Origin of the sequence: Erythrobacter oryzae (assembly GCF_030271515.1) — a bacterium.
In the GTDB taxonomy this organism is placed as follows: Bacteria; Pseudomonadota; Alphaproteobacteria; order Sphingomonadales; family Sphingomonadaceae; genus Erythrobacter; species Erythrobacter oryzae.
Genome location: NZ_JASCXI010000001.1, coordinates 624,150 through 643,333, shown reverse-complemented (window position 1 = coordinate 643,333; position 19,184 = coordinate 624,150). Strand labels below are relative to the sequence as shown.

The following is a 19,184-nucleotide window of genomic DNA, read 5'->3' as shown; positions in this document are numbered from 1 at the left end:
GGCTGAGCGATGATCGGCGCGGTGCCCGTGCTGCTCGCGCTCGCCTTTGCGGTGACGGCGCTGCTCTACGCCAGCGTCGGCTTTGGCGGCGGGTCTACCTATTCGGCGCTGCTGGCGATCTCGGGGCTGGACTACCGGCTGCTGCCGCTGGTGAGCCTCGCCTGCAACATCGTGGTGGTGACGGGCGGGAGCATCCGCTTTGCTCGTGCAGGCATCACGCCGTGGAAGAAGGCCGGGGTGATCGTGGCGCTCGGCGCGCCGATGAGCTTCCTCGGCGGGCTGACCCCGATCAAGGAGGCGACCTTCCTGACGCTGCTTGGCGCCAGCCTGGTGCTGACCGCGCTGATGATGTTTGTCCCGGTCAAGGAGGGGGCGGAGGGCGAGCCTACCAAAGCCGCCCGCTTCATGCCGCTCGCTGCCGCGCCGCTGGGCTATTTCGCGGGGCTGGTGGGGATCGGGGGAGGCATCTTCCTCGCGCCGCTGCTGCATCTTGCACGCTGGCACGAGGCGCGGGGGATCGCGGCGACCGCGAGCCTGTTTATCCTTGTCAACTCGCTGTTCGGGCTCGCCGGGCAGATGGTGAAGAACGGCCCCGACCTGCTTGGCGCGGCGCTCGGAGCCTCGCTGCCGCTGCTGATCGCGGTGGTGGTCGGCGGGCAGATCGGCAGCCTCTTCGCCGCGCGCCTGCTGTCGCCCAAGTGGATCCGCTGGCTGACCGCGCTGCTGGTCGGTGTGGTGGGGGTGCGGTTGCTGGCGGGGGTCTAGGCCCCCGGCGGCACGGCCTGCCGCCGGATCAGCAAGGCCAGCGCGAGGGTCGCGGCAAAGCTCGCATAGCCCGCCAAGAGGTTGGGGAGCAGCAGCGGCACGCCGGTGAACAGCATCGCGTCATTGCCCCCCGGCACCAGCGTCGCGCCCGCGCCCATCAGCAGGCCCCCCGCGACCGCGCGCAGCCATTGCTTCCCGCTCCCCGCGCGCCATGCGAAGGTGCGTCCGATGATCGTCGCCCCGGTCATCCCCGCGAGCAGCGCCGCGAGGCCGAGCAGCGCGCCGGGCGCCCAGCTTATACCATAGGCGATCTCGGCGATGCGGCTGGTGTAGACCCATTGCCGGTCAGCTGCGAAGAGCAGGCCCGAGGCGGTGCCGATCACCCCCATCGCGATCAGCGGCGACCAGCCGCCCTTCGGGCGCTTCCAGCCCAGACGCCGGTAGATGTAGGTCGCGGCCAGCGCGCCCACCGTGCCGCCGAGCGTCAGCGCCAGCCCGACATGGCCGGTGAGCGGCGAGGGCACGGGCGCGCGGGCCGACAGCATCAGCGCCGCGCTCGACATCTCGGGGCCGAGCAGCAGCGCGGCGACGAACATCGCCGCGATCGACCCGGCACGCCACAGCTCGCCCTGCGTCAGCCCCGACAGCAGCCCCATCGCGCAATTGCCGGCAAGCACCGAGCCGAGCCCGAACAGCACGCCGCCCGCTACGCTGAGCCCGTCGGGCGCGCTGCCCTGAAGAGTCATGAACGGCGCGGCCCCCAGCCACTCGGCCAGCCCCATCACCACCATCGCCGCCGCGGCCGCAAGCGCGAATCCCGCCAGCCGGTGCACGCGGCGCTTCTCGATCACCTCGCGCATCGCCCGCACCATGCACACGCCCGCGCGCTGGCTGGCATAGCCGATCAGGAACATCAGCGCGGTGGTGAGGACAAGGATCACGCGGCGCAGATGTAGCGGTTGCTGCAATCGGTGCAATCGGGTCGATAAATTATCATACATTAGTGTCTCGTGACGCGGACTGTGCCAGCGGCCCCGCTGGGGAGCGCTTGGGGGAGTGTCCGGATGGAGCGTCAGGAGCAGCCCGGCGGGGAACAGGCGGGCCCGGAGGGCGACGACGCTGCGGCCCGGGCGGATCGTCGCTGGGCCCTGCGCCGCGGCATCGAGCTGACCGCCGACGTCACCGATTCCACCGGCTTCGCCTTCGCGGCAAGGGTCATCGAGATCTCGGAGGAAGGGTGCAGGCTGCGCACCTCTGCCGTGCCCGAGCTGAACCGCGATCTGGTCCACCAGATCAAGGTCACCGGGCTCGAGCCGGTCGATGCCTATGTGGTCTGGACGAACGGGGACGATGTGGGCCTGACGTTCGGCGCGCCGCTCGATCCGGTGACGGTGCGCAGCCTGGTGACCAAGTCGCTCTACGCCCGCCTCAGCCGCCGCATGGCGCGCAGCGCGCAGGGCCTCGACGAACTGCCCCCGCTCCCGCCCTTTCCCTTCAGCGATTAGGCTCCCGGAGGCTCCGCCGCCTGCGGCTGATGTTCCTGCGATACCCCGATCCGGATCGTGCATTCGACGCCATCGGGGCCGAGCCGGTATTCGGTGCGCGCGCCGAGCTGGTGGGGCAGGGCCTTCTCGATGAGCTCGCGGCCCTGACCGCATCGCGCCGCATCCCCGGCTTTGATCGGGACGCCGCGTTCGATCCAGTCGATGCGCAGCCACGGTTCGCCCTCGCTGTGCTCGATCCGCCAGCTGATCGCGAGCCGCGCGCCCGCGTGCCGCAGCGCGCCGTATTTGAGCGCATTGGTCGCCAGCTCGTGCAGCGCCATCGCCAGCGTCTGCACCGCCGAGGAGCGTAAGCGGATCCCGGGCGGCCCCGACACGGCCACCCTGCCGCCGGGCTCGCCGCCGTCGATCGCGGCGAGCTCGGTCTGGACGAGCACGTCGAAGGTCACGCGGTCATGGGTCTCGAGCCGCGACAGCAGGCCCTGCGCGCGGGTCATGGCGGCGAGCCGGTCGTGGAATTTCTCGCTGAACTCCGCGAAATCGCGCGTGCTGCGTGCGGTCCTGTCGCACATCGCACCGATCACGCCGATGAGGTTGCGGGTGCGGTGCTGCAACTCGCCGACCAGCACGCGGTGGCGCTGCTGGAGCTCGAGCAGTTCGTGGATGTCGGTGCAGGTCCCGAGCCATTCGCCGATCGCGCCGCGCGCATCGAGCACCGGCAGGGCGCGGGTCTGGAACCAGCGGTATTCGCCGCTCGCCGCGTCCTGCAGCCGGCATTCGAATTGCAGCGGCGCTGCGGCCCCGGAGGCGGCCCATGCCGCGCGGGCGGCGGCGCGATCCTCGGGGTGCAGCGCTCCCAGCCAGCCGTCGCCGCAGCTCTCCTGCGAGGAGAGCCCCGTCATCGCCTCCCATTGCGGGCTCGCCCAGGTCCAGCCGCCACCCGGAGCCGCGCGCCAGACCAGCTGCGGGATGCCCTCCATCAGGGTTTGCAGCCGGCTTTCGCTCTCGCGCAGGGCGAGTTCGATCGCCTTGCTCTCGGAGATGTCGGTGACCGAGGTGACGAAGCCGGTGAGGCGGCCGCCGGGACCCCGCGTCGGGACATTGGCGATCCGGTACCAGCGCGCCGCGCCCGTATCGTCGGTGTAGACCATGTCCTGCCCCGGCACCACGAGCTCGCCGCGCAAAGCCCGCGCGCCGGGGAAAGCCTCGGGCGCCAGCGGATCGCCGTTCGCGTCATGCCCGCTCCAACGCGTCACCTGCGCCGCATCGCGCGAGGGGATCGTCTGCGAGGGAAACAGGTCGTGGAAGCGCGCGTTCGCGACCACCACCCGGCCATCGATGTCGATCGCGGCGATCGCGGAGGGCACGCCCTCGAACATGGCGGCAAGGCGCGCCTCGCTCGCCACGAGATTGCGCAGCGTCGTGCGCAGGAACAGCGAGACGGCGAAGATCGAGGCGCAGGTCGCGGTGAAGATCACGAGATTGACGATGTTCTGGGGCGAGAGCCCGAGCAGGATCCCCGGCTCCACCCAGAAGAGCCTGACCGCGACCAGTGCCATGACCAGCGCCAGCAATCCGGGGCCCAGCCCGCCGAGCAGCGTGCAGACGAGCACGATCGGGAAGAACAGCGCGAAGGGGACGACCGCCTCGCCCAGCAGCCCCAGCCACCACCGCAAGCCGACCGCCGCCAGAGTGAGCGCAGCGGCGAGGGCATAGGAGCGCCACGTGGCGATGCCGCCGACCAGCGCGGCAACCTTCGAACCTCCAGGCTGTGATCGGATCGCCGGCAACCGGGCCTCATTTGCGCTCGTGCAACGGCTTGACGGTAAACGCTCTGAAAAGCAGTTATCTATCACAGATTACCAAATGCCGGCTGCCAGCACGGTAGCAGGGGCCGGCGGCGGACACGGGATCGCGCGATGATTGCGAAAGTGGTGCTGGCCGGACTTGCCCTGTCAGGCGTCTTGCAGGGGAGCGGACCGATGGTGGGCAGGGGCAGCGTCGAGGAGCCGCCCCTGTCCGAGGTCCGGCCGCGGGGCGTCGTTCCCATGAAGCAGAGCGAATGGGCGCAGGCCATCCTCGCCAGCCTCGAACCGGTCTCGTGCAGCGGCGTGTTCGGCCAAGTGGGGGTGACGGTCACCGTAAGCCGCGCAGGCCGCGCCGAGGATTGCGTGGTCACGGCCTCGAGCGGTTATCCCGTCCTCGACGACGCCGTGTGCCGCGCCGTGCTGCGCCACGCCAGATTCATGCCCGCTCTCGACGAGAACGGCACTCCGGTCGCCGGGACATGGCGAACCAAGGTGACGACTTCGCCGGATTGAAGCTGGAAGAAAATGGCTCCCCGAGTAGAATCATAGGGCGCTTCCGCTTGCGTTCGGTCACTGTCTTCAAGATTGTAGAATCATTGAAAGTTTTTCATTGCCGTTACCATCAACGGCCATTGTCATTCACTCACAGCCGCCCTAAAGTGTGGGGAAGAAAGTGGGGAAAGATATGGGCAAGCTGACAGTCGCAAAGGTGAGAAATGCGAAACCGGGTATCGGCAAGGATGGCCAGCCGATCAAAGCGACGTTTCAGGACGGGGAGGGCCTTTTCCTGAATTGTGCCCCTACCGGCGCGAAATCGTGGATTTTGCGGGTGCAGGCCGATGGCAAGCGCCGCGATATTGGCTTGGGCTCTGCCGATGTGGACGGGGCAGGGCGCGAGGCGTTCGGGGCAGGGGATGATCGGCTGGGGGAAGCCTCGCTGATGCTCAAGCGCTCGCTCACGCTGGCAGAGGCCCGCGAAAAGGCAGCCGCCCTGCGCAAGCTGGCCAAGGCTGGGGCAAATCCCGTGCTGGAGCGTGACCGCAAGCGCAAGCGGGTGCCGACCTTTGCCGAGGCCATGAAAGCCGCCCATGAGGCCCTACAGGCGGGCTGGAGCGAAAAGACCGCCAAGGCGTTTGAAACCTCGCTCACAGACCATGCCTTGCCCAAGCTGGGGGCGCTTAAGGTGGATGCGATCGGCAGCGCCGAGGTTATCGGCGCGCTCGCCCCGATCTGGACCGACAAGCCGATGATGGCCCGCAAGGTGCGCAGCCGCATCGGGCAAGTGCTGGCCTATGCCAAGGCGCAAGGCTGGCGCGCCGAGGCGCTGCCCGATGTGCGGGAACTGCGCTCGGGCCTGTCCAAGCAAAAGGCGGGCAAGCACTTCGAAGCCGTGCCCTTTGCCGAGGTGCCCGCGTTCTTTGCGAGCGAGTATGCCAAGGGCAACGCGGCTGGCCGATCTGCGCTGCTGTTCGCTGTCCTGACAGCGGCCCGATCTGGTGAGGCGCGGCAAGCGACATGGGAACAGATTGATCTGGAGGCCCGCACATGGACCCTGCCAGCCGAACTGATGAAAATGAAACGCCCCCACGTCGTCACCCTGTCCGATGCGGCGATTGCGCTGCTGGAGGCCTACACCCCCGAGGACATGCGCGAGGGCCTGATATTCCGAGGCGCGCGGGGCAAGCCGCTAACCGACATGGCGCTTTCCACGACGATGCGCAGCGCGGGCCGGACCGAAACCGTCCACGGCTTCCGTTCATCCTTTCGCGATTGGGCAGCCGAGAAAATGCCGACAATCCCCGGGATGGTGGCGGAAATGGCGCTGGCGCACAAAGTCGGCACGGCAACCGAGCAGGCCTATCTGCGCAGCGATCTGCGCGACATGCGCCGCGCCCTGATGGAAGCATGGGGTCGCCACGTTGCCCCCCAGCTGTCCGGCGTGGCAGACAATATCACTGCGCTGAATTCGCTGTCAGTGAGGTAGCGTCTGAGCTGATGATCTGGGCAGGGCGGCCAAATTTAGCGAAAACCAACATTCAGAATCTAAGTGGGGGCATGGTAACCATTGAGCGTTCTATCGAAGCATCTATTTCGAAAATCTTCGATGTCTCCAGAAAAATTTGAACGAGCAAGTGCATATTCCCATACGAATTTGTCTAGATACGTCATTCGCTCAAACATTGCGGGGTCTATTCGTTGCACTTGGTCTCGGACGTCCAAATTTCTATCCGCGCTTCGAATGGTCGTCGCGTTGTCCCGTTCGAACTTCAAAGGCTGACCAATGAACGTCTCTAGCTTTTGTGAGAGATTCTGATCCTCCGTGAAACCGACAAAATGGATCGAGTCGAGGGCTTCCTTAAGCGAAACTTTGATCTTCCCAAACTCAGATTCATCAATCAATTGGCCTTCACGTATCGCTGGATGGGGTTGTAGTAGCAACCGTGCTGCAACATTGTCTGTCTGGCAAAACGCGCGGCGATCAGACACAAATTCATCGAAGTCTTGCCGCGAGCTTTTGATCCATTCGCCCCATGTTCCCCACGGAGCTAGAGCTTCGTCAGAGTTTGATCTCCAGTAAAGCCAATGTGACACAAGCCGAGAGCGGGGTTCGCGCATCAGCAACAAAAATCTGTGCGCAGGATATGCCTTTCTTGTGAATTGAAACTGTAGATGTCCGTAAACGAATTCAGGGCCTGAAGGAAGATCATCGGCATTCCATACAATAGTATTGCGACAAGCATCCGATATGGTGTCGAATTCTTCGAAACATCCAAAAGTTGAAATTGAAAGGCCAATATATTCAGACTTAGGACTCATCGCTCGACGGATTGCATTCGTCGTTGCTGTGCCTGCGCACTTAGGCAAGTGTACAAAAACTATGCCGTTCTGATCTGGTCGATAGGCTTGCATGATTGCTGCCACTTTCGAGACTGCTCTGTACCAGACCTAGGCTGTCGCGAGCTTGCTCTTGGAATCGCGAACACAGCGGGTCGGTCAGATTCGACGACGATTGGCACGGCCAATACCCGCCAGTGAATGTCCAGCCAAGGTCAATCAGTCACTTGGCGGCTGGCAGCGACGGGGTTATGCCTCTGGCCAGAGGGGCACTGCACCGGACATGACCGTATCGGAATTTATTGCCAAGTGGGGCGGCGTGACCGGCGGGGCCGAGCGCGCGAACCTGCCGCAATTCATCAATGACATGTGCCTTGCGCTCGAGCTCCCCGTTCCCGGCGTTGCCGTGGGCGGGGTACTGTCCGATTATCAATTTGAGGGGCCGGTGCAGGGCGGGGGCGCTGGCGGCAATACAGGCGCGATCGACCTTTATAAAAAGGGCTGTTTCGTTCTGGAGGGCAAGCAATCCCGCCTTAGCGAGGCCGACAAGGCGCAAGCGCAGCTGTTTGACACCCCCGATAGCGCCCCCGCCGCGCCCTCGGGGGCCCGCTATGACAAGCTGATGCGTGACGCGCTGGCGCAGGCCAAGCGCTATGCCGTCAACTTGCCAGCCGATCATCCTTGGCCCCCGTTCCTGATTGTCTGCGATGTGGGCCGCGCCTTCGAACTCTATTTCGATTGGTCCGGCAACGGGCGGGGCTATGGCTATTTCCCCGATCAAACGTCCTACCGGCTGGAACTGCATCGCTTTGCCGAGCCCGAGGTGCAAGCGACAATCCGCGCGATCTGGACCAACCCTGCCAGCATCGATCCCCGCGCCAAGTCTGCCGAGGTTTCGCGCGACATTGCGCGGCGGCTCGCTGCCGTGTCGCAATGGCTGGAAAAGGTGCAGCGCATCAAAACGGACGGGGCGACGGACAGCGCGCGCAGCCTTGCGATCGAGGAAACCGCCCTTTTCCTGATGCGGATAATTTTCTGCATGTTTGCCGAGGATGTGGGGCTGCTGCCCAAGGACAGCTTCACGAGGTTTCTGGAAAAGGCGGTGGAGAACGAAGCCGCGTTCGAGCCCGAATTGCGACAGCTGTGGACCGTCATGGGCAGGCCCGATGGCGAGCGCTACACCTCGGCGATTGGGGGCGAGGTTCGCTATTTCAATGGCGGGCTGTTCGCCTCGGCACAGACCTACAGCCTCTCCAATTCCGATCGGGGCGAATTGCTGGAGGCAGCGCGCAAGGATTGGCGCAAGGTTGAACCCGCCATTTTCGGAACCCTGCTGGAACAGGCCCTAACCCCCAGCGAGCGCGCCAAGCTGGGGGCGCACTACACCCCGCGCCCCTATGTGGAGCGGCTGGTGCAGGCGACCATCATGGACGTTCTGGAGGCCGAATGGGACGCGGTGCAGCACCCCGCCGAGGGCGCGCCCGATCTGGCAGCGGTGCAGGCCTTCCATGAACGGCTGTGCGCCCTGCGAATTCTGGACCCCGCATGCGGCACCGGCAATTTCCTTTATGTCGCGATGGAAAACCTGATGCGGCTGGAAAGCGACGTGCTGGAAACCATCAGCCAGTTGGGGGGCAGCGCCGAGCCCTGTGTGGGGCCGCAGCAATTCCTGGGGCTGGAATTGAACCCCCGCGCTGCCGTGATTGCCGAGCTGGTCCTGTGGATCGGCTGGCTGCGCTGGCGAATGAACAACAATCCCGATGCCGCGCCAAATCCGGTGCTCAAGCAATTCGGAAATATAAATTTCGGCGGGCATGCGGGCTATGACGCGGTGTTGCGCCGCACCCCTACGGGCGAGCCGGATACCGAAAACCCGATGATCCCCGATTGGCCCGAGGCTGATTTTATCATCGGGAACCCGCCATTTATCGGGGGCAAGGATATTCGCTCAAGCCTTGGCGGTGACTATGCCGAGGCACTTTGGAAAGCGAACCCGCGCGTTCCCAAATCGGCCGATTTCGTCATGCAATGGTGGGACCGCGCCGCGCATATTCTGGCGGCGAAAGGTAGTCCGCTCATCCGGTTCGGCTTTGTCACCACGAACAGCATTACCCAGACTTTCAGCCGCCGCGTGATCGAGAACTATCTGGAGACGGGCGACGTTTCGCTATTGCTGGCGATCCCCGATCATCCTTGGACCAAGGCCAGCCGCGATGCGGCAGCGGTGCGCATCGCTATGACTGTCGCGGCGCGAGGCCAAGCCGAGGGGCGGCTGGTGGAGATTGTGCGCGAATCCGCGTTGGATTCTGACAAGCCCCTGCTGGTGGAGGCGGGCACCAGCGGGAAAATCAATCCCACCCTGTCGCTCGGGGCCGATACGTCCAGCGTCCAGCCGCTTAGGGCGAATGAAGGTCTAGCTTCTCCCGGCGTGAAGCTTCACGGCTCTGGCTTCATTGTCACGCCCTCAGAGGCCGAACATTTGGGGCTCGGGAAGCGGGAAGGGCTGGAGGCCCATATTCGCCCCTACCGGCATGGACGCGACCTCTTGCAGCACCCTCGCGGGGTGATGGTGATTGACCTGTTTGGCTTGAGTGAGAAGGAGGCCCGCACCCGCTTCCCAGAGACCTACGAGCACCTGTTGCAAACGGTGAAGCCCGAGCGCGACCAGAACCGCCGTGAGACATACAAGCGGAATTGGTGGATTCATGGAGAACCGCGAAAGGATCTGAGGCCCGCGTTAGAAGGCCTTTCCCGATACATCGCGACGGTTGAGACGGCAAAGCACCGGATTTTTCAATTTGTCGAAGGCTCCATTCTGCCTGACAATAAAATCCTCGCGCTGTGTTTCGAAGATGGTTTCACCTTGGGCGTGCTGTGCTCGGATATTCACCAGCGCTGGGCATTTGCCACTTGCGGGCTCATCGGCATGGCGAATTTCGATGCGGGCCACGTTTACGTGAAGTCGCAGAGTTTCGATCCCTTCCCATTCCCAGATGCCACCCCAGCACAGCGCTCGGCAATTGGCGACCTTGCGGACGAACTGGACGAAACCCGCAAGCTGGCGCTCGCCGAGGTGCCGCGCCTCACCATGACCGAGATTTACAACCTTCGCGATCGGCAGCGCAGCGGGCAGCTTGCGGACCTCTTGGAAGTGGACCGCGCCAAGGCCGCGCGTGTCGGCATTATCGACCGGCTCCACCAGCAAATCGATGCCGAGGTGGCAGCCGCCTACGGCTGGCCAGCCGATCTGCCCCCCGCCGAAATTGTCGCGCGGCTGGTGGCATTGAACGCCGAGCGCGCGGCAGAGGAAAAAGCAGGCAAGGTCCGCTGGCTGCGCCCCGAGTATCAGGTGCCCCGCTTTGGCGCGAAGGGTGCTTGAAGGTATGACGAACGAGCCCGTCTTCTCGAGTGCGGATTGGATAACGTTCGAAGCCGCGGGCCGTTTGATCGATGGCCCAAATGGCTGGTATTTTGACCTCGGGAGCAGGTCGCGGCCAAGGGCCGAGGCCTTAGTTAGCTTCGCTTGCGAAGGCCTTGTGCAAACCCGAGCCGCAAAATGGACAATTCAGGTAGAAGACCAACCGGAGCAAGACGCACAAGAGCAATTTCGAACCGCCTTTCTCGTATTGTTGTCGCATAGGGTTAAGGCTCGAAAAGACAATTTCGATTTAAACTTTCCTAATCATCAGAGAATACGCGGGGCATTTTCCTTTGCTGATGATGTAAATGGGCATTATCAAGTCACAACTCTTGAAGTGAATTCACAAGGTGGGGTTCGTCGTCCTCATTCGCATCGAGTAACCGCCTTACGATTTAGTCTGGCAGACATCCAATCCCTGTTTCAATTGGCTGAAGCGGATGAAGTCAGGCCCAATGTCCCGAAGGCCTCCAAAGGTGGACGGCCTACCGCTACCGACTGGGAAGCCGCAGCGCTTGAAATGGCGCGCCGATACTATTTGGGCGATCTGAAACCCGAGACACCCGGGGACGTTCAAAAGCAGCTTACGGCATGGCTCGCGGCGCAGGATGTTCATCCGAGCCCCAGCACATTGCACGACCATGCGAAGCGCTACTTTAACGCGTTTGCCGCATGGGAAGCGGGATAACGGAAACCCCTTTTTCGCGGGTTTCCGAGGGTAATCGGACGACGGCGCGGCCGCAGCCGGTGCAAAACCTCTCTGTTCAATCCCGAACGGAGTTAATCACATGCACCCCGACCAATCCCCCGAACCCTTGGCCTACAGCGTGGCGGATGCCTGCCGCGTTTCCAGCATAGGCCGCACCCGCCTTTATCAGCTGATCGGCGAGGGCCGCTTGCAGGCCCGCAAAGTCGGCAAGCGCACGTTGATCCCCGCAGCCAGCCTGCGCGCCCTGATCGATGGGGAGGGCTAGGCCATGTCCAATTTCCGGACCCCGAAAAAGGAAACCCCGCTGGCTGGCACCGGCGGGGCTTCACGCGATAGCTTTGCAGGCCTGTCGCCCGAACTCTCTAGCCTTGCTCACCAGCGGGCGCAATTCCTGATGCTCGCCCATGCAATCCGGCCTGACATGGCGGTGATGCTCGGGGCGCTGATTTTCGACGGGAGCGCGCAATGAACGGCGCTCGCGAATTGACGCTGGCGCTCGGCGGGTGCTGGCATGGCCGCTACGGGGCCGCGCCCTGTCCTGTGTGCCAGCCGGACAAGCGGCGGGACCAAAACGCCCTCACGCTGTCCGATGGCCGAGCGGGGCTCTTGCTCCATTGCAAACGGGCTGGCTGCGACTTTCGCGACATTCTGGCGGCGGCTGGGGTGATGGCAGGCGACTATCGCGCGCCCGATCCGGCAGACTATGCCAAGCGGGATGCCGAGGCGAAGGCGAAAGCGGCGCGGCGGGCAGAGTCGGCGCATCAGCTGTGGTGCGAGGCTCTGCCGATCGATGGCACCCCAGCCGAGGCCTATTTGCGGGGGCGGGGCATTTCCTGCCCCTTGCCCGATCGGCTGCGCTTCCACCCGCAATGCTGGCATGGCCCCAGCGCTGCCCGCTTCCCCGCAATGGTGGCGCTGGTGGAGGGCGGCGAGGGCTTCGCGGTGCACCGCACGTTCTTGCTCCCCGATGGCAGAGGCAAGGCTGGCCTAGCGGGCGGTGACAAGCTGATGCTCGGCGCGACCGCTGGGGGCGCTGTAAGACTCTCTGGCGGCGCTGCGCGGCTGGCTATCACTGAGGGCATAGAAAGCGGCTTGTCGCTGCTGTGCGGGCTGCTGGCGGGGCCTGCAAGCGTGTGGGCCGCGCTCTCCACCAGCGGCATGCGCGCGCTGCGCTTGCCCGAGCGATCGGGGCAGCTGGTGATTGCAGGCGATGGCGACCAGCCGGGGCGCGAGGCTGCGCATGTGCTGGCCAATCGGGCGCATGCGCTCGGCTGGAGCGTGTCGCTGATCGATCCCGGCGAGGGGGCAGATTGCAATGACATTCTGACGGGAAAGGCGGTGGCAGCATGACTGTGCAACCGATCCCCGAAACCCCTTTCGAAGCCGAGGGGCCGCAACCGCTGGTGCGGGTAACACCCCCGAGCGCACCCTATCCCGTTGCCGCGCTGGGGCCGCTTCGCGATGCCGTGGAGGCGGTGCACGGCAAGACTCAGGCCCCCGCCGCAATCGCGGCGCAATCCGCCCTGGCGGTGGCCTCGCTGGCGGTGCAGGGCTTTGCCGATGTGGAAACGCTAGACGGTGCGCGCCCTGTAGGGATTTATTTCCTGACAGTGGCAAGGTCCGGCGAGCGCAAATCCGCCTGCGATCGGCCTTTTTTGACAGCAATGCGCGCGCGCGCGCGCGAGGACGAAATTGCCTATCGGGCCGACCGTGACGATTGGAAGCGGCGGCATGCGATCTGGAAAGCCCAAAGCGACGGCATAGTCGCAGCAAGCAAAAAGGGCGATTGGCTGGCTGGCGAGGCCAAGTTGCGCGAATTGGGGCCCGAGCCTCAGCCCCCTAGGCTGGTTGATCGCACTGTGACCGAGCCGACCTTCGAAGGCCTGACAAAGCTGTTTGCTGAGGGCCAGCCGAGCCTAGGCCTGTTTTCGGATGAAGGCGGGCAATTCCTCGGCGGGCATGCCATGAACAGCGACAACCGGCAAAAGACGCTCGCTGCCCTCAATGCCCTGTGGGATGGACACCCGATCAAACGGACCCGCGCGGGCGACGGGCATACATCGCTGCACAACCGGCGGCTCGCAATCCACCTGATGGTGCAGCCGACTGTCGCGCGCGCGTTCATGGCCGATCCGCTGGCTGCTGATACGGGTTTCCTGCCCCGTTTCCTGATCTGCGAGCCGCCGAGCACAATTGGAACCCGATTGCATGCCAATGCCAAGGAAAACCCTTCGGCGCTGGCCAGCTTTGAAAGGCGGCTGGGGGATATTCTCGCAACCCCCATGCCGATCGATTCCGAGACAGGCGGGCTCCAGCTGCGCTGCCTTCCCCTTAGTGCCGAGGCGCGGGGCTTGCTGGTGGCATATCATGACAAGGTGGAGCGCTCGCAATCCAGCGGGGGCGAAATGGCCAACCTGACGGGCACCGCGTCCAAGTCTGCTGAGCAGGCGGCGCGCCTAGCTGGGGTGCTGACACTCTGGCGCGATCTGGAGGCGGTAGAGGTGCAGGCCGCCGACATGGCCAACGCGATCGATCTGGCCCGCTTCTATCTGCTGGAGGCCGCGCGGCTCGCCGAGGTTGCCAGCGTCTCGGCTGAGATTGATCGCGCCGAACAGTTGCGGCGCTGGCTGCTGGAAAGCTGGCCCGAGCCCGAGGTTACGGTGCGCGATGTGGTGAACAGGGGGCCGAACGCCTTGCGGGATAGCCGCACGGCACGCGACGCCCTGTCGCAGCTGGAGGCGCACGGCTGGATTGTCCGGTTGGAAAAGGGGACCGTGGTGCGCGGCTCCCGCCGGAACGAGGCGTGGCGCGTGGTCCGATCGGGCGGCGCTGGCTGATGGAACCTCACCCCCTGCGACATTTGCGACTTTCGCGACACCGGCCAGCCGAGCCGATCGATTGTCGCAGTTGTCGCGATTGTCGCAGGGGGCTTGCTTGGAAGGTGATGAAATGACGGCAAAGGCGAACAAATCGAAGGCGGCGGCGAAGCCAGCCAAGGATAAGCTGACTGTAGAAGCCGACCCCACCAAGTGCGACGACCGCAACCGCGCTGACATTGCACTAGACCCAGCCGCGCACGGCATGGCTGCTACTCGCCTCTTTGGTAGCGGCAACTTCGGCAGTCTGGACATTTCATCCCTGTATCAGTCGCACAAGGACAAGGCGGACAAGGCCGCTGCTGGCGATCTGTCGCACCAGAGAAAAATGCTGGCTGCCCAAGCCGATGCGCTAAATTCGATATTCACGGAAATGGCACGGCGCGCCGCTGCCAATATGGGCGAATATCTCGGGGCGACCGAGACTTACTTGCGGCTCGGGCTCAAAGCGCAGGCGCAATGCAGGGCGACAATCGAAGCGCTGGACAGCCTCACCAGCGGGCGGGTGCAGACCGTGAAGCACGTTCATGTGAATGAGGGCGGACAAGCGATTGTCGCCGACCAATTCCACCAGCACCGCCACGTGCTCGAAAATGATGGGATGGAGGCGCTCGGTAAACCCGGAGTGGCAAGCCATTCGGAACAACCTCAGCGCCTCCGGGACCCTACTTAGGCCAGCATCCCTAACGCACGGTTAACCAAAGAGGGGGCAGAGAAAATGGCAAATCAAACGAACAACCCCATGCAACCGGAACGGCTGGCAAAAGCCCCGCGCTGTCTGGCCCGGACCCGCTCGGGCAACCCCTGCCAATCCCCGGCGGTGAAGGGCAAAGCCCGATGCCGCATGCACGGAGGCAAAGGCAGTGGCGCGCCGAGGGGCAACCGTAACGCCTACAAGCATGGTTCGCGATCGGCAGAGGCGCGGCGGCTTCAAGATCTGATCCGCATGATGCGCGGCAATTTGGAATTTTGATTATTTCGCGCGGTGCGGTTGCCCTTGTGCATCGAATGGATGTCATGTCACCAACGAGCGCAAGTTATTGCAGGGGGCGCGACATGATTCTGTCGATCATAGGATCTGCATTTTTGGTGTTGATCGGGCTGTTTGCCACTTTTCTCGGCTGGCTCGCTATCATGCGATTCAGGGTGGAACCCGAGACGACCACCCGTGAAGCTGCGAGGGGCGGGTGGGTCTGGCTTGTTGGCGGCATGGCCATTGTAATTTGGGGAATAGCGCGCTTGTTCTAAGGCCGAGCCTCGCCTCGCGAATGAAAGCGCCGTTAGGGCTGACCATCGGCGCAAAGTGGGGAAGATTGTGGGGAAGGGGCGGAAGCCAACCGCCCAAGCCTCGGAAATAAATACAAATTTTCTAGGAAAATGGCTCCCCGAGTAGGATTCGAACCTACGGCCAAGTGATTAACAGTCACCTACTCTACCGCTGAGCTATCGGGGAGCAACTCTTCCAAGCGGTCTAAGGAAGAGCGGAAGCGCGCCTATATGGGGCAGGGCGGGGGATTGCAAGGGGGTTTTGAATGGCCCGCGCATCATCCCAACACCGGTCGATGATGACCGCAAGGCGCGATAGCGAAAGCACCGGGATCGGTCGCATGGCGGCCGCAAGGCTGACCAGCCGCCCGCAGCGGGCGCAGCTTGCTGCGCGTCTAGCGAGAACCGCGCGCCGGAGGGCGCGCGGCACACATCACGCCGTTACGAACTGCTCGGCGACGATCCGCTCCTCGAGGCTCTGGCCGGGGTCGAACAGCAGCGTCAGGTCGCAGTCGCGCGCGATCTCGAGGCGCACCTCGGCGATGTCGCGCAGTTCCTTCTGGTCGGCGACCGCGGCGACCGGGCGCTTCACCGGCTCTAGCACCTTGAGGATGATCTTCATCCGATCGGGCAAAATCGCCCCGCGCCAGCGCCGCGGGCGGAAGGGGCTGATCGGGGTGAGCGCGAGCATCTTGCTGTCGAGCGGCAGGATCGGGCCCTGGGCAGACAGGTTATAGGCGGTCGAGCCCGCGGGCGTCGAGACCAGCACCCCGTCGCACACCAGCTCGCGGATTCGCACGCGGTCGCCCACGGTGACCTCGATCTTGGCGGTCTGGCGGGTCTCGCGCAGCAACGAGATCTCGTTGATCGCGGAGAGCACATGGGTCTCGCCGTCCTGCGTCAGCGCCTCGACCCGCAAGGGGGAGATCGTCCAGTGGCGCGCCTTGTTGACCTTGGCGAGGATCACCGCGCGCTTGTCATAGCGGTTCATAAGGAAGCCGACCGTGCCGAGGTTCATCCCGTAGGCCGGGATCACGCGGCCCGCGTCCATCATCGCGTGGAGCACCTGGAGCATGTAGCCATCGCCGCCCAGCACCACCGCGGCATCGGCCTCGGCCAGCGGCACCCAGTCGCATTGCGGCAGCAGCGCCTCGCGCGCTTCCTGCGCACGCTCGGTCTCCGAGGCCAGCAGCGCGAGCCGCTGATAGGTCATGCCATTGCTCGCCATTCTTCCCCCTCAGGCCCGGCAAAGCGCCACATATCCGCTTATCCCCGACGCTGTGCTAGGCGGTTGCCCTGATGTGCCATATCGGCTCGGATTGCAATTGATGCGAGGCAGCTTCGCGATCAATGGTTAAGGAGGGGCGGGGCAACGAGGAAGCTATGGAACAGGGTCCGACATCGCTGCGCAAGCCGAGCGTGCGCGGGCATTTGCCCGGCGTGCGTCCCGGCGTGCTCGAGGCGGACCTGCTGCGCGCGCTCGACCGGCGCGAGATCGAGGTGCTGTTCCAGCCGCAGTTCTCCTGTCTCACCGGCGCGCTGACCGGGGCGGAGGCGCTGGCGCGCTGGCGGCACCCCACGCTGGGCGCGATCGGCGCGCGCGACCTGTTCGCGGTGGCCGAGCGCGCGGCGCTGGTCGCGCCGCTTTCGCGCCACGTGGTCGCCCGTGCGCTGGAGGATGCGGCGACCTGGCCCGAGGGGCTGACTTTGTCGCTCAACATCACGCCGGAGGAACTGGGCGACCCGCGCTTCGCCGCCGATTTCGCGGCGCTGATCGGCCAGTCCGACATCGCCCCGCAGCGGCTGATGCTCGAGATCACCGAGGACCTGCTGCTCCGCAACCTCGCGCAGGCGGCGAGCGCGCTGAAGGCGCTGCGGGGCCTCGGCTTCCGCACCGCCTTGGACGATTTCGGCGCGGGGTTCTGCAATTTCCGCTATTTGCGCGAGTTGCCGCTGGACGCGTTGAAGCTCGACAAGGCGATGGTCGAGGGCGTTCCCGGCGATACCACCGCGCTCGCGGTGCTGCGCGCGATCGTCGCGCTGGCCAAGGCGCTGGGCCTTGCGGTCTATGCCGAAGGGATCGAGGACGAGATCCAGCGCGCCGCGATCACCGCGGAAGGCTGCGACTACTGGCAGGGCTTCCTGCGCGCCCAGCCGATGCCCAGCGCGCAGGTCGTCGCCCTGTCCCGCACCGCGCGGGGCATGGGGCACGGCTAGGCGCGGGCTGTCAGTCCCACCACAAGGTGAAGCGGCCGGTCGCGGCGAGTTCTGCGGCGAGTTGCGCCGGTTCGCCGACTTCCGGGCACAGCGCCGCCAGTCGCTGCGCCAGTCTCAGGGGATCGGCGGGCGCATCGCGCAGCGCGGCCCGGACGAAATCGAACCCGCAGCCATAGATGTCGAAAGGCGTATCGGCGGCAATCGCGGCCAGTCCCTCGAACACGTAGTCCGTGCCGCCGCGCGCATTGGCGTTTGTGCCGCAGGCGATGACCGGCGCGAGGCTGTCGGCGATCGGGAGCAGCACCAGCGGGAAGCGGCCCGAGGCAGCGGGGTCGCAATGGAACAGCACCGCGCCTTCGGCCCGCGCCCCGGCAGCGAGCCGGGCGAGAGCTGCGTCGTGGCGGCGCGCGTCATCGCCATGGGGCACCGCCTCGCCGAGGTGCGCGTGAATCCGCTCGGCCGCGACATCGTGGAAATAGAGCCCGCCCTTGCGCCGCTTCCATGCGGAAGGCTGGCGGCCCAAGGCGGCGCCGAGGCTTTGCGCATAGGCGGCGAAACCCGGTTCCTGCGCGCTTGGCGGGAGCTCCCTGAGGGCCGCGCGCAAGCCATCGGCCGGACGCGGCGGCAGGCCCATGTGCTCGGCGATCACCGCCCGCGCGCGGGAGTTGGACCTGGCGTAATGGTCGACGCCCCTGCCGGCATTGTCGCGCGCTTCGCAATCGGCCCCCGCGGCGAGCAGCGCGGCGATGATGGGGGCCTTGCCGGTCTGGCAGATGTCGAGGAACGCTGTTGCTCCGGTGTCCGGATGACGCAGGTCGGGATCGGCTCCGGCGGCGACTAGCACCTCGACCACCGCCACTTCCTCGGCAGCGAGGAGCGGGCACATCCCGGTCGGGGCCTGCGCGTTGACATCCGCGCCCGCCGCGACGAGCGCCCGCGCCACCTCGGCCGCGCGCTTGCCCGGGCCCAGCACCATCAGCGGGGTGAGGCCGTGGAGGCTCGGCACGTCGGCGGGTACGCCCGCGCCAAGCAGAAACTCCACCCCCTCGCGCCATGCAAGGTCGGCGGCGATGTGCAGCGGGGTCTGGCCTGTGAGCATTATCTGATTCGGGCCATCCTCGGGTTGATCGAGCGGCGTTCCCTGTGCGGCATGGGTGCGCAGGGCATCGAGCGAGCGGGCGCGCACCGCTTCGTGGACGGTCATGTCGGCCGCGCTCGCTCGGGCTGCCGCCGCCTTGGCGAGGAAGTCGGCGATCCGCTTACCGCCCGAGGCTTGTGCATAGGCGAGCGCGCTCGAGCCGCGGTCGTCGGTCCCCCCCGGGTCGGCCCCGGCTTCGACCAGCATGGCAATCAGCGGAAGCTTGCGGCTGTGGAGGGCGGCCATCAACACCGTCTGGCCGCTTTCGGCATTGTTCGGATTGCTGACCATCTTCGCATTGACGTCTGCGCCGCCCGCAATCAGCGCGCGCGGGGCGGTCTCGTGCCCTGCGCGGGAGGCAAGGTGGAGCGGGCGTTCGCCGAAGCGGTTGGGCACTTCGGGAGAGGCGCCCGCCGCGAGCAGCGCGCGGACCACCTCCTCGGCGCCGGTCGCCGACGCGGCGCAAAGCGGCGTCTCGCCCGCGGCGGCGTCACGCTCGTCGAGCCATGCGCCCGGGGCGATCATGCCGAGTGCGCGCTGGCTGTCGCCGGCCCGGATGGCTCTGGTGAGATCGTTGGTCGACGGCACGCGGCGCTCCCTGTTCAGCCGCATGCTGCCATGGCACAGCGGCCGTTACGGGAGCTTTAAGG

18 protein-coding genes and 1 tRNA gene are annotated in these 19,184 nt (G+C 65.2%); 13 read left to right on the top strand and 6 right to left on the bottom strand.

Annotated elements, in window-relative coordinates; translation table 11 throughout:
- Positions 1-9: 9 nt before the first annotated feature.
- Positions 10-765 carry a sulfite exporter TauE/SafE family protein gene (locus tag PFX90_RS03190; protein WP_285710497.1) on the top strand — a complete coding sequence of 252 codons (756 nt, stop codon included), beginning with the start codon at positions 10-12 and terminating at the stop codon, positions 763-765.
- Here PFX90_RS03190 and PFX90_RS03185 read toward each other — a convergent pair.
- Entirely contained in the window at positions 762-1,706 is a 945-nt protein-coding gene (locus PFX90_RS03185) for a YeeE/YedE thiosulfate transporter family protein (protein WP_285710495.1), read from the bottom strand. The two genes, PFX90_RS03190 and PFX90_RS03185, sit on opposite strands and share 4 nt — an antisense overlap.
- A 123-nt stretch (positions 1,707-1,829) precedes the next feature.
- Between PFX90_RS03185 and PFX90_RS03180 the strand changes: the two genes are divergently transcribed.
- Complete coding sequence (locus tag PFX90_RS03180; RefSeq protein ID WP_285710492.1) at positions 1,830-2,270, top strand: PilZ domain-containing protein; 441 nt, start codon at positions 1,830-1,832, stop codon at positions 2,268-2,270.
- Here the strand turns inward: PFX90_RS03180 and PFX90_RS03175 are convergent.
- A complete protein-coding gene (locus tag PFX90_RS03175) occupies positions 2,267-4,057 on the bottom strand; it encodes a sensor histidine kinase (protein ID WP_285710490.1) in 1,791 nt (596 codons plus the stop codon). The two genes, PFX90_RS03180 and PFX90_RS03175, sit on opposite strands and share 4 nt — an antisense overlap.
- Before the next feature lie 129 nt (positions 4,058-4,186).
- On the opposite strand from PFX90_RS03175, the gene PFX90_RS03170 reads away from it, so the two are divergent.
- A complete protein-coding gene (locus tag PFX90_RS03170; RefSeq protein ID WP_285710485.1) occupies positions 4,187-4,588 on the top strand; it encodes an energy transducer TonB in 402 nt (133 codons plus the stop codon).
- A 172-nt stretch (positions 4,589-4,760) separates the two neighbouring features.
- Positions 4,761-6,059, top strand: a complete 1,299-nt coding sequence (locus PFX90_RS03165) for a tyrosine-type recombinase/integrase (protein WP_285710482.1) — start codon at positions 4,761-4,763, stop codon at positions 6,057-6,059.
- 59 nt (positions 6,060-6,118) lie between these two features.
- Here PFX90_RS03165 and PFX90_RS03160 read toward each other — a convergent pair whose 3' ends face one another.
- The gene (locus tag PFX90_RS03160; RefSeq protein ID WP_285710480.1) at positions 6,119-6,997 is read right to left on the bottom strand and encodes a sulfotransferase family 2 domain-containing protein; all 879 of its coding nucleotides are present in this window, start codon (positions 6,995-6,997) and stop codon (positions 6,119-6,121) included.
- Between the two features lie 196 nt (positions 6,998-7,193).
- On the opposite strand from PFX90_RS03160, the gene PFX90_RS03155 reads away from it, so the two are divergent.
- From PFX90_RS03155 to PFX90_RS17130, 8 genes are all read left to right on the top strand, one after another.
- On the top strand, positions 7,194-10,289 hold the full coding sequence (locus PFX90_RS03155) for a class I SAM-dependent DNA methyltransferase (protein WP_285710477.1): 3,096 nt from the start codon (positions 7,194-7,196) through the stop codon (positions 10,287-10,289).
- Positions 10,290-10,293: 4 nt separating this feature from the next.
- Positions 10,294-11,016, top strand: coding sequence for a hypothetical protein (locus tag PFX90_RS03150; RefSeq protein WP_285710474.1), 723 nt, complete (start codon positions 10,294-10,296; stop codon positions 11,014-11,016).
- Positions 11,017-11,116: 100 nt separating this feature from the next.
- Positions 11,117-11,302 carry a helix-turn-helix domain-containing protein gene (locus PFX90_RS03145; RefSeq protein WP_285710471.1) on the top strand — a complete coding sequence of 62 codons (186 nt, stop codon included), beginning with the start codon at positions 11,117-11,119 and terminating at the stop codon, positions 11,300-11,302.
- Positions 11,303-11,305: 3 nt separating this feature from the next.
- Positions 11,306-11,506, top strand: a complete 201-nt coding sequence (locus tag PFX90_RS03140; protein ID WP_285710467.1) for a hypothetical protein — start codon at positions 11,306-11,308, stop codon at positions 11,504-11,506.
- Positions 11,503-12,387: a DUF7146 domain-containing protein gene (locus tag PFX90_RS03135; protein ID WP_285710464.1), complete on the top strand. Its 885-nt coding sequence runs from the start codon at positions 11,503-11,505 to the stop codon at positions 12,385-12,387. The genes PFX90_RS03140 and PFX90_RS03135 overlap by 4 nt, the downstream gene beginning before the upstream one ends.
- Complete coding sequence (locus PFX90_RS03130; RefSeq protein WP_285710462.1) at positions 12,384-13,874, top strand: YfjI family protein; 1,491 nt, start codon at positions 12,384-12,386, stop codon at positions 13,872-13,874. Before PFX90_RS03135 ends, PFX90_RS03130 begins: the two co-directional genes overlap by 4 nt.
- Before the next feature lie 97 nt (positions 13,875-13,971).
- A complete protein-coding gene (locus PFX90_RS03125; RefSeq protein WP_285710460.1) occupies positions 13,972-14,586 on the top strand; it encodes a hypothetical protein in 615 nt (204 codons plus the stop codon).
- A 45-nt stretch (positions 14,587-14,631) separates the two neighbouring features.
- Positions 14,632-14,886 (top strand): HGGxSTG domain-containing protein, encoded by a 255-nt coding sequence (locus tag PFX90_RS17130; protein WP_419180073.1) that lies wholly within the window; start codon positions 14,632-14,634, stop codon positions 14,884-14,886.
- 405 nt (positions 14,887-15,291) lie between these two features.
- Here PFX90_RS17130 and PFX90_RS03120 read toward each other — a convergent pair.
- Both PFX90_RS03120 and PFX90_RS03115 read right to left on the bottom strand, forming a co-directional pair.
- A tRNA-Asn gene (locus PFX90_RS03120) sits at positions 15,292-15,366 on the bottom strand.
- Between the two features lie 246 nt (positions 15,367-15,612).
- Positions 15,613-16,407 carry an NAD kinase gene (locus PFX90_RS03115; RefSeq protein WP_285710458.1) on the bottom strand — a complete coding sequence of 265 codons (795 nt, stop codon included), beginning with the start codon at positions 16,405-16,407 and terminating at the stop codon, positions 15,613-15,615.
- 155 nt (positions 16,408-16,562) lie between these two features.
- Between PFX90_RS03115 and PFX90_RS03110 the strand changes: the two genes are divergently transcribed.
- Positions 16,563-17,396: an EAL domain-containing protein gene (locus PFX90_RS03110; RefSeq protein WP_285710456.1), complete on the top strand. Its 834-nt coding sequence runs from the start codon at positions 16,563-16,565 to the stop codon at positions 17,394-17,396.
- Positions 17,397-17,406: 10 nt separating this feature from the next.
- On the opposite strand, the gene PFX90_RS03105 is transcribed toward PFX90_RS03110, so the two are convergent.
- Positions 17,407-19,146, bottom strand: a complete 1,740-nt coding sequence (locus PFX90_RS03105; protein WP_285710453.1) for an ankyrin repeat domain-containing protein — start codon at positions 19,144-19,146, stop codon at positions 17,407-17,409.
- Positions 19,147-19,184: the final 38 nt, after the last annotated feature.